At 73.1% G+C, this 8,811-nt stretch carries 10 protein-coding genes; 3 read left to right on the top strand and 7 right to left on the bottom strand.

Annotated features, from left to right (window positions below):
• The first annotated feature begins 265 nt into the window (after positions 1-265).
• Positions 266-451: a hypothetical protein gene (locus VF468_27395; GenBank protein HEX5882012.1), complete on the top strand. Its 186-nt coding sequence runs from the start codon at positions 266-268 to the stop codon at positions 449-451.
• A gap of 92 nt (positions 452-543) precedes the next feature.
• Here the strand turns inward: VF468_27395 and VF468_27390 are convergent, their stop codons facing one another.
• The 4 genes from VF468_27390 to VF468_27375 all read right to left on the bottom strand — a co-directional run bounded on the left by VF468_27390 (position 544) and on the right by VF468_27375 (position 3,799).
• Positions 544-894, bottom strand: coding sequence for an iron-sulfur cluster assembly protein (locus VF468_27390; GenBank protein ID HEX5882011.1), 351 nt, complete (start codon positions 892-894; stop codon positions 544-546).
• Positions 891-1,970 (bottom strand): amidohydrolase family protein, encoded by a 1,080-nt coding sequence (locus VF468_27385; protein HEX5882010.1) that lies wholly within the window; start codon positions 1,968-1,970, stop codon positions 891-893. The genes VF468_27390 and VF468_27385 overlap by 4 nt, the downstream gene beginning before the upstream one ends.
• A 325-nt stretch (positions 1,971-2,295) precedes the next feature.
• Positions 2,296-2,568: a hypothetical protein gene (locus VF468_27380; protein HEX5882009.1), complete on the bottom strand. Its 273-nt coding sequence runs from the start codon at positions 2,566-2,568 to the stop codon at positions 2,296-2,298.
• 208 nt (positions 2,569-2,776) lie between these two features.
• Positions 2,777-3,799 carry a hypothetical protein gene (locus tag VF468_27375; protein HEX5882008.1) on the bottom strand — a complete coding sequence of 341 codons (1,023 nt, stop codon included), beginning with the start codon at positions 3,797-3,799 and terminating at the stop codon, positions 2,777-2,779.
• Between the two features lie 108 nt (positions 3,800-3,907).
• Between VF468_27375 and VF468_27370 the strand changes: the two genes are divergently transcribed.
• Positions 3,908-4,564, top strand: a complete 657-nt coding sequence (locus VF468_27370; protein HEX5882007.1) for a TetR/AcrR family transcriptional regulator — start codon at positions 3,908-3,910, stop codon at positions 4,562-4,564.
• Between the two features lie 202 nt (positions 4,565-4,766).
• Here the strand turns inward: VF468_27370 and VF468_27365 are convergent, their stop codons facing one another.
• The 3 genes from VF468_27365 to VF468_27355 form a co-directional block, all read right to left on the bottom strand.
• Entirely contained in the window at positions 4,767-5,801 is a 1,035-nt protein-coding gene (locus VF468_27365; GenBank protein ID HEX5882006.1) for a maleylpyruvate isomerase family mycothiol-dependent enzyme, read from the bottom strand.
• A complete protein-coding gene (locus VF468_27360) occupies positions 5,798-6,103 on the bottom strand; it encodes a sigma-70 family RNA polymerase sigma factor (GenBank protein ID HEX5882005.1) in 306 nt (101 codons plus the stop codon). The genes VF468_27365 and VF468_27360 overlap by 4 nt, the downstream gene beginning before the upstream one ends.
• Before the next feature lie 70 nt (positions 6,104-6,173).
• A complete protein-coding gene (locus VF468_27355) occupies positions 6,174-7,442 on the bottom strand; it encodes an MFS transporter (GenBank protein ID HEX5882004.1) in 1,269 nt (422 codons plus the stop codon).
• Positions 7,443-7,574: 132 nt separating this feature from the next.
• On the opposite strand from VF468_27355, the gene VF468_27350 reads away from it, so the two are divergent.
• Positions 7,575-8,543, top strand: coding sequence for a LysR family transcriptional regulator (locus VF468_27350; protein ID HEX5882003.1), 969 nt, complete (start codon positions 7,575-7,577; stop codon positions 8,541-8,543).
• Positions 8,544-8,811 lie beyond the last annotated feature (268 nt).

Here is an 8,811-nt window from a genome sequence, read left to right as displayed (position 1 = left end):
GAGATCCAGGGCTGGGAGGATCTCTCGCCCGACGGGAAGAACGACCGAGGACTCGAGATCTTCGCCCAGCTCCCGGTGGCGACGCCCACCAAGCACACCGATCGCACGCCGGTGCCACCTCGCGCCCAGCGGCGGCGGCGGTCCTCCCGAACAGGCAGCACGCCCTGAGTCCCGGTCCTGGCGAGGTTTCGAGCGGCCGGAGCGCGTTCGCCCAGTGCGTGTTGACGCTCGACGTCGTGTCGCTCCCCGAGCTGGTTCGACCCGGTTGAAGCAGACGCCCGATGAACTCAGGCGCGGGGACCGTTTCCGCGATTCCACTGAGGAATTCGTCCATCGCCGCCTGGCTGGTCTGGACCGCCCCAAGGAGCCGCTGCAGCTCGGGCGGTGGCGGCTGCAGGCCCGCCGGATCGTCGAGGTACTGGCCGTCGCCCGCGACACCCAGTGGTCATGATCCGGCTTCTCCGGTCCGGGTGGGATCGGTCGAAGGTCCAGCCGGCCCCGCTGCTCCGGCGACTCTTAGGTGTGGCTGCGTGGGTGACCCGGCTAGGAGGTCGCCGGATGGCGGTCGTCCAGCTCCTGGCGCCTGGCGGTCAGCCGACGCACCGCGTCCTGGCGCATCATGGTCGGTTCCCACGCCACCCCGATGTCGGTGCGGCACACCACCGAACCCACCCCGGCCAGCGCCCCTATCCGCTGCTCGACCTCCATGATGAAATACGGGGCCTGGTGGCACAGCGGAGAGGTCAAACGAAGGTCGACCAGCACCTGATCGCCGCGGATCTCCACCCCGCTCAGCAGGCCCATGTCCAGGATGGAGAGGGGCACGCCGGTGGCCGCGCTGCACGGGTCGACGATCCCCTCCAGCGCCGTGTGCACGGCCTCGACGGTGGTCATCCGGCCGTCCCGGCCGAGCGGGTGGTGGCGAACGGCTCGGGCCTGCCCTCGGCGCGCCGTCGGGCGAACTCGTCGTCGGCGATGCGTGCCTTGGCGTCCTCGACGTCCAGGCCGATCAGCCGGGCGTAGTTCTCCCCGATGATCTTGCGCTTGGCGTCCTGGTCGATCTGGGGCAGGCCGAAGCCTTCCAGCAGCTCCTGTGGGAACGCAAAGGAGTTCCAGAACCACTCCAGCGGCGGGCCCGGATGCCAGACGCTGCAGCCGGTGCCCCACAGCAGCCGGTCGATGGCGCCCGGACCCGAGGGGCCGATCATGCCGGCCAGCACCTGGGTGAACTGGGCGGGTGCCGACATCGTGAGGCTGGCAGTCACCTCCAGGTTCACATACACGTTGGGGTAGCGGGCCAGCTGCCAGGCGGTCTCCTCCACAAAGGCCATCCCGCCGTGAACGACCTCGAAGGCCAGCCCGGGAAAGGCGTCGGCGGCGGCGTCGATGTCGTCCATCCGGTAGTGCTTCATCGGCACCGGCCCCAACGGCACCGCCTTGTGGATGGCGACCACCTTGAGGCCGAGCTCCTGGGCCTTGGCGAACAAGGGGAAGGCGACCTCGGGGTCGTCCATCAGCCAGCCGCGCACCTGCTCGCCGCTCCAGCTGCTGGGGTACAGCTTCAACCCCACCGGGTCCAGCTCCTCGACCTGCTGCTCCAGCGACTCCATCGCGTCGGGCCGCAGCGGATCGACCCCCGCATACACGATGAAGCGATGGGGCCAGCGCCGCTTGGCCTCCCTGGCCTTCTCCAGCCCGCTGCCACCGTCGCGGTAGGCGCTGAGCTGCAGGACGTGGTGGCAGGCCAGGTCATAGTCGCTCTCCACAAACAGCAGGTTGGCCGTCTCCTCCACGTCCCAGTCGCGGATGAACTGCTCACGCGGAACCCGGTAGCCCGCCGGCGACAGCGCCGTGTGGGCGCCGAAGATCAGGTCCGTCACCGCCTGGGAGTAACGACCGCTGGCGTTGTTGGTGTCCCGGAAGTCGTAGCTGTGGGCGACCGCGTCGATAACCAATGCGCCGTCAAGCATGCCTGCCTCCCCCTTTTGCCCAGATGGGCCGGAACGTTAGCACCGCGACATGCGGGCGGGAAGGGGGAAGGAATGAGCCAGCCTGCGGCGTCGGCTGGCATGTCAGGGGGCCAAGCGCCGTGCGATCCGGCCTCTTCGCAGGCCGCGCAGCACCGTGACTGCCGCAGTCATGCGCTCAGTTGCAGGCCCTGGTGGCAGTGGCCGCCATGCTGACGCGGTCCGACAGGCTGCGCAGCTCGGTGCGTGCCGCGGCGATGGGCTGGGTTGGCCCGGGAAGGCATGTCGCCGCTCCCAGGCCACCCTGCCCTGTCAGGGCTGCCAGCGTTCAGGCAATGCGGCCTCTCGGCGCCGTCCCGGTGGGCTGCTGGCTCGGTGCGCCCTTGGGGTTGATGTCGAGGCCGACGATCTGGCCGCGGTCGTTGATCCTGGTGAGCTGGGTCGCCGCGGCGCCGGGGACGTCGATGGTGGTGAACCGGCCCAGGGGCGTCGCGCCGGAACCCCGGGATCGGGTGCGGGGACGGCTGGCGCCGGCCCGGGAGCTGAGGGTGGCGCTGGCGGCGGTGCCCGGCCGGGGTCGTTCGGGTGCCGAGACTCCCATCGGGGTCGGTGGCGCGACCATGGCGGTGGCCGCCCGGGGCGCGTGCCCTGACCGCCAGCGCGACGCCGAAGTTGCGACACCCGTGGCCCGCGGCCGCACCACTCCCCCGAGGAGGGCCGCAGCGGGGCCTGTTTGATCGCCGCCATGGCACGGTTCGACCCGACCCACTCCAGGGTGTGGGGTGAGCGGTGCCCGCAAGGTCCGGTCGTCAGTCTCGGTAGTAGTCCGCGAGCATCCTGAACGCGGCCTTGGGTTCCCAGGCTAGGTCGGGGTATGCCTCGCCGTGGCGATCTTCCAGCACCCTGACGATGCCGTAGCTGGCCCTGTCCAGGTCCTCGCGGGGGCCAGCGCGGTGCGGCGCGGCATAACCCGCGAAGGTGAAGACGAAGGCGCTGTCCACGCCTTCGGCGTTGAAGACGTCCAGCAGCTCGCGCAGATAGGTGGCCTGCTCGTCCTCGTCGCGGATGTAGTCCCCGTCCAGCCGTAGCGGTGTGACGCCGGCGGCGTCCCATTCGACGATCATCCCGCCGCGGGCGCCCCTGCCGCCGGCGCCGCGGTAGGTGGCGCTGCCGAACTCGGTGATCGCGACGGGCTTCCCCTGCGCGACGAGGGCGCGGACGCCGTCGCGGAACCGGTCGGCGATCTCAGCCGTCCGGTAGAGGTCGACCCCGACAAGGTCGAAGGGCGTCCAGTCGACACCCTCGAACGGGATGGCGGCGTAGGTGACCTTCCCGCCGAAGTGCTCGCGGACGACCGCCGCGGCCTTGCCGAGGAAGTCGTTGATGCGCGCTGGGACGGCCGCGATCAGCTCGCGCAGCTGCTGCGGCGGCGCATCCAGCAGCTTGATCCGCTCGTCGATCGTGTCGCCGGGCAGGAAGCCCTTGTTCAGTAGGCTGAGCTCGCCGCCGGTGACAAGCACGACCTCGGCACCCTGCCGGCGGATCCGTTCGGCGCGGTCGGCGCACCGGGCCAGCAGGGAGAGCATTTCGTCGCTGGTCAGGTCGATCGGGGTGAACGGCGAGAACCAGACCTCCAGACCGAGATCGGCGGCGTGGACGGCGGCGGCCTCCAGCCGGTCGGGGTCGCCGCCGATGATGCGGACCGCGGTGCAGTGCAGGTCGTCGCGGATGATCTGCAGCTCGCGCTTGACGACCGCGAGGTCGAAGGACTCGCGGCCGTTCACCCCGTTCTTGATGATGCCGGTGTCGTAACTGATGCCCTTGGCTCGCATGCGTCGCGACCCCTCTTCCCGTTCGCTACTTCAAATACGGTACTGACTGTACCTTCCTAGAGGGCTGATACGGTGCCGGTCCGGTGAACATGGGGTACGCTACGTACCGTGAGTGAGGCGTCCACGGCTGCCGAACCGACCAGGCGACCGGGCTCGACCCCGACCCGGCGGCGCGGAGCCGCGCTGGAGCGGGCGATCCTCCGGGCCGCACTCGACGAACTTGCCGAAGACGGCTACGCCGGGCTGACCATGGACCGGGTGGCCAGGCGCGCCGGCACCAACAAGAACGCGATCTACCGCCGCTGGCCCAACCGGGCCGTGCTCGGCCTGGCCGCCTACCGGCAGCTCGTCGTGGCCGACCAGGAGCTCCCCGACACCGGCGAGCTGCGCGGCGACGTGCTGGAGCTGCTGCGCCGCGCCAACCGCCACCTGTCCTCGCCCGCCGGCGACATACTCCGCAGCCTGCTCGCAAGCGCCGGCGACGACCCGCAGCTCCTGGCGCAGCTCCGCGAGTTGACCACGGACGCCGGCTCCGGCACCTGGCTGACGGTCCTGGGCCGCGCCGTCGCCCGCGGCGAGGTCGCCCCGGAAGCCCTCCATCCCCGGGTCGCCACCGTCGCGGTGGTGCTCCTGCGCAACGAATACATCACCCGCGGCACCCCCACCGTCCCCGACAGCGTCCTGGCCGAGATCGTCGACGAGGTCTACCTGCCGCTGATCCGCGGCCGCCGGCCAAGCCCGCCACGACCTGGCCGGACCGGATGACCGCCGGTGGTGCCGATGTATGGGCCGCTGGGGCTTGCCTGGCCGCAACGCCAGGCCGAGGTCGCCGGACAACGCATTCACGAGCGCGGCCAGACGCCCTCAGGGACTTGAGTGGTTCCGGTCGCGAGGGCTGCCCGTCGACGTCAGCGACCCCGACGTCCGGTGGAGTTGCTGCTCGACGAGGGTGGGTCGGCGCTGGGTTTCAGTCGCAGCCGAGCGTGGTCGCGGCCCGTAGCAGGGTGGCCGCGATGGCCGGGTCGCCCTCGACCCGGTGCGCGACCGAGTGCGGGTCGCGCCGGTTGCCGAGCAGGTAGCAGAACTCGACGGTCTCCATCGTGACGGTGGCGTCCGGCGGGCGCGCCGGGGCGCGCTGGACGGCCGGCGAGATGATCCAGTCGCCACCGGCGGGACCGACCAGGACCAGGCGGGCGCTGCGGGGTGGGCGGTCGGCGCCGGCCAGTCGCAGAGCAGCGGGCAGCAGACGCACGCCGAACCCGACGATCAGCGCGACGTGCCCCTCGTCGGGCGGGGCGGGCGGGCCGCCCAGGACCCTGGCGATGTCGTCGGTGTGGATCCAGGTCTCGAACAGGCGCAGGACGAGGGCGGTCCGCAGCGGCTGCCGGGGCAGGCGCGGGTCGGCCAGGCGCACCTGCCGGTCGAGGGCGCCCGGCTCGCCGGCCTCGTGCAACAGGCGGTCGGCCTGGGCCCGCCACGCCGCCCGGGTGCGCCCGGGGGGGCGACCACGGTGCTCGCCGATGGCCGCGGCGGTGCGTCGCGCGGGCAGCCCGCCGTCGAGCTCGGCGGGGTCCTCGAGCGTCTCGTCATCGGCGGAGCCGAGCTGGGCCACCAGCAGCTCGTCGGTGGCGGTCAGGTGGGCGACGAGGTCCTGCACGGTCCAGTCGTGGACCACCCGCTCCCGCCACTGCCCCGGGGTCAGCCTCGCGAGCTGGGTGTCGAAGCGGTCCACCCAGGCGGCGTACCCGGTGCTGGCGTCCTCCCCGGCGGCCGGACGGCGGGCGGTGGCCGCAGCCAGGACGGCGCCGCGCAGCCGCGCCGGTGGTGGCACGCCTACCGTGGTGGCCAGGCCGGCCACCGCCCGGCCCAGGCGGTCGGCCTCGACAGTGCAAGCAGGGCAGCCGGCCAGGTGGTCCTCGACGGTGGCGGTCTCCTCCGCCGAGCAGGCGTCCAGTGCCCAGGCGCCGAGCAGCTCGGTGACCGCGGCGTGACCGTCGTTCATGGCTCGATCCCTTCAGCCTGCAGGCGGTCGGCGAGCCGTCGCAGCCCCAGCCAGAGACGCGACTTGGCCGTCCCCTCGGGGATGCCGAGGGTCTCGGCGACCTGCCGGTATGTCTGCCCATCGAAGTATGCCAGGCGAATCGCCTCACGCTGCGCCTCGGGCAGGTCGTCGACGGCCGCCTGGACCGACTTGGCCACCGAGCCCGCGACCGCCGTCTCCTCGGGGTCGGGCGCGGCTGTCGGCGGCGCGGCGTCGGCCTGGGCAGTGCAACCGCCGCCGGCCGATCGCCATCGCCCGCCGATGCTGGCGTGCCTGCCTTGCCGGCCACAGCGCGGCTCGACGGTCCAGCGCCTGCCGAGCCGATAGGCCCGGTCACGGGGGATCCAAGGCTGGACCGGCAGGAGGCACGGCCGCCCGTCGACGCCCGGCGGCCGCGACGGGGACCAGGAGCAGCAGGCAGGGTGCGGCCGCGACCAGGGCGAGCGGCCCGAAGCCGCCGCCGGCCAGCAGCAGCCCGGCGCCGCTGCCACCGATCGCCGCGGCGGCACCCATGCCGAGCTCGCCGAGCCCCTCGGCCCGGGTCCGCAGCGACGCGGAGACCGGCGCGTCGCGCAGCAGCGCGCTGCCGCCGATGAGCCCGGCGTTCCAGCCGACCCCGAGCAGCAGCAACGCAGCGACGACCCCGACCTGGTCGGAGCCGGCGACGGCGGCGACCGTGCCGGCGGCGAGCAGCAGCAGCGACCCAAGGCCGGCCACCACGCGGGCGCCGTACCTGTCGGCTAGCCAGCCGGTCAGCGGCGAGGGCAGGTACATCGCGGCGATGTGGCTGCCGATGATCAGGCCGATCGTGCCCATCGCGGCCCCATGGTGATGCAGGTGCACGGGCGCCACCGCCATCACCCCGACCATGGCGAGGTTGGTGATGGCCAGCACCAGCAACGCGATCCGGATGTGGCGGTCGCCGAGCAGGACGGCCAGCTCGCCCCGGCCTCCCGGGGTGGCCGGCTCACCTGACCCCGCCCTGGTCCTGACCACCTGCAGCGGGTCGGGCCGCAGGAACACCAACAGGACCAGCGCCGCACCGAGGAACGCCGGGATCGCCAGGAGGAACAGCCCGGCCGGCGCCGGCAGCCCGACCGCTTCGGCGAGCGGGCCGGTCGGACCGAGCAGGTTGGGGCCGGCGATCGCGCCGACGCTGGCGGCCGTCACCACCGTGCTGATCGCCCGTCCGCGGTGACTGGCGAGGTCCGCGGCGGCATAGCGGGCCAGCATGACGGCGGCGTTGCCGCCACCAAGTAGCAGGCTCCCGGCCAGCAGCAGCGGCCAGCTCCTCCACCCCGCCGCGGCCACCACCAGCGCCGCACCGACGGTGCCGGCCAGGTAGGCCGCGGTCAGGCCGGCCCGTCGTCCGTGGTCGCCCATGACCCGGGCGACCATCACCGCGCCGACCCCTGAGCCCAGCACCAGCAGCGACAGCGGCAGCCCGGCAGCCGCGGGGTTGCCGGTCAGGTCCTCGGCCAGCAGCGCCCCTGCCGTACCCCCGGCGGCCAGGCCGAGGGCGCCCAGCAGCTGGGCGACGACCAGCACCCGCACGGTACGTCGCTGCAGCAGGAGCAGAGTCGAGGGTGGCGGGATCGACATCGAAGCTGCGCCTCCTTGCGGGTCGAACTGGACACTGCCAGCGTTGCGGGGCCGGGCGGGGCCGTCCAACACCTGTCCGCAACCGATTCACACGGCTAGAGTGTCAATCGGCGTCGAGGAGGTGGCGGACCGATGACGGGTGAGCTCGACCTGCGCCTGCTGCGCCACTTCGTGGCCGTTGCCGAGGAGCTGCATTTCACCCGGGCCGCCGCCCGGCTGTACGTGGCCCAGCAGGCCCTCAGCCGCGATATCGCCCGGCTGGAGCGGCAACTCGGCGTCCGTCTGCTCACCCGCACCACCCGCCGGGTCGCCCTCACCCCCGACGGAGAGCGCCTCCTGGTGCGGGCCCGCGAGCTGCTCGACCTCCACGACCAGACCCTGCGAGAGCTGCACGGCCCCGGCGACGGTCGCCCCTTGCTGGTCGACCTGCTGGCGGAGGGACACACTCCGGCCCGGGTGCTGCAGGCCGCCCGCCAGCACGCACCCGGGGCCGAGCTGGTGGCCCGCTTCCACGGCGGCTTCGGCGCCGCGCTGCGCCTGCTGCTGGCGGGCCGCCTGGACGTCGCCTTCGGCCGCAGCGAAGGGCTCGGCCAGCCGTTCCCCACCCAGCTGGTCCGCCACCTGATCCGGCTGGAGCCGCTGGCGCTACTGCTGCCCGCCGAGCACCCGCTCGCCGCCCTCGACCCGGTCCCGCTGGCCGCGCTGGCCGGCACCCAGGTGGACTCCAGCGCCGGCAACGATCAGGCGCCGGAGTGGGCCGACCTCGGAGCACGCCTGCTGGCGGCGTTCGGCGCCCGGCCCTCCCTGCCCCACCCGCACGCCGAAGGCCTGGAGGAGACCGTTCGGCACCTGCACGCCGAAGGCCTGCCGATCCTGACCCTGTCGGAACGGCCACTCGCAGCCGGCGTGGTCGTCCGGCCGCTCGCCGACCCGGCGCCGCTGTACCCCTGGACGATGGTCCACCACCGCGACCTGCGGCACCCCGCTCTCGACTCCCTCCGCGTCGCCGCCGACCAGCTCGCCCGCCACGAACGCTGGCTCGAGCCCCCGCCAAGCCACTGGGTCCCCGAACCCGACGCGGCCGCCTTCAGGCTGCGGTAGGCGGAAGCCTTCGTCCTGGACCCGACGCCACCACCGAGGTGCCCTAGGCCGGGTCACGACGGCCAGCCGGCGACCGTCGAGGGCCGGCCGCGGTCCTGGCAGGGCCCCCGGACCCTTGGCGGGGGTTTGTCCGGCGCCGGTCCATGCCGGGGACGGTGAGGCTGGCGCCGCCTTCACCGATGACCCGCAGGCTGGCCCGGGGTAGCCCGCGGTTGTACCACTCGCGCCAGGTGGCCGCAGGTGGCAGCGTGGTCCCTGCCGGTAGCGC

This window comes from Actinomycetota bacterium (genome assembly GCA_036280995.1).
Taxonomy (GTDB): Bacteria; Actinomycetota; CALGFH01; order CALGFH01; family CALGFH01; genus CALGFH01.
This window is presented reverse-complemented; position numbering and strand designations above follow the sequence as displayed.

Excerpts from the sequence above, each read along its gene's own strand:
- VF468_27390 (HEX5882011.1), bottom strand. The coding sequence starts at position 894 with ATGACCACCGTCGAGGCCGTGCACACGGCGCTGGAGGGGATCGTCGAC.
- VF468_27385 (HEX5882010.1), bottom strand. The coding sequence starts at position 1,970 with ATGCTTGACGGCGCATTGGTTATCGACGCGGTCGCCCACAGCTACGAC.
- VF468_27380 (HEX5882009.1), bottom strand. The coding sequence starts at position 2,568 with ATGGGAGTCTCGGCACCCGAACGACCCCGGCCGGGCACCGCCGCCAGC.
- VF468_27375 (HEX5882008.1), bottom strand. The coding sequence starts at position 3,799 with ATGCGAGCCAAGGGCATCAGTTACGACACCGGCATCATCAAGAACGGG.
- VF468_27365 (HEX5882006.1), bottom strand. The coding sequence starts at position 5,801 with ATGAACGACGGTCACGCCGCGGTCACCGAGCTGCTCGGCGCCTGGGCA.
- VF468_27355 (HEX5882004.1), bottom strand. The coding sequence starts at position 7,442 with ATGTCGATCCCGCCACCCTCGACTCTGCTCCTGCTGCAGCGACGTACC.
- VF468_27350 (HEX5882003.1), top strand. The coding sequence starts at position 7,575 with ATGACGGGTGAGCTCGACCTGCGCCTGCTGCGCCACTTCGTGGCCGTT.